Origin of the sequence: Desertibacillus haloalkaliphilus, from assembly GCF_019039105.1 — a bacterium.
GTDB classification, from domain to species: Bacteria; Bacillota; Bacilli; order Bacillales; family KJ1-10-99; genus Desertibacillus; species Desertibacillus haloalkaliphilus.
Map to the genome: position 1 here is coordinate 1 of NZ_JAHPIV010000637.1, position 322 is coordinate 322.

Below are 322 nucleotides of genomic sequence, written 5' to 3' on the forward strand. Positions count from 1 at the left end.
CCCCTAGCATACCGTTATTTGTTTTCTCCCCGTTAGCTAGTGCGGTTCCGGCAGCTGCTGAGTCGGTGACGTTATTGTTTGCAGAGTATGTTCTAGAAAGAGCTACATTAGGCAAGGTTTCCATGAACAGCTCTCCTTCTTTTCCATGCTCAAATAAGCGGGCAATTTCCATTTGACCAAATCCCATGCCATCACCAATCATAACAATGACATTTTTCGGTGATGATTCGTCAGCTTCAGTAGCTTGCTCTTCTTGAGCGGGATCATCAGCAGGAGTTTCCTCAGGTGGTGATTCTGCGTTTTGTGGAGCACAAGCCACAAT

Annotated in this window: 1 protein-coding gene; it reads right to left on the reverse strand. The window is 46.3% G+C overall.

Features of this window, described 5'->3' with window-relative positions; genetic code table 11:
* On the reverse strand, nt 1-319 hold a 319-nt coding region (locus tag KH400_RS25185), incomplete at its 3' end, for an alkaline phosphatase (RefSeq protein ID WP_312889354.1).
* Nucleotides 320-322: the final 3 nt, after the last annotated feature.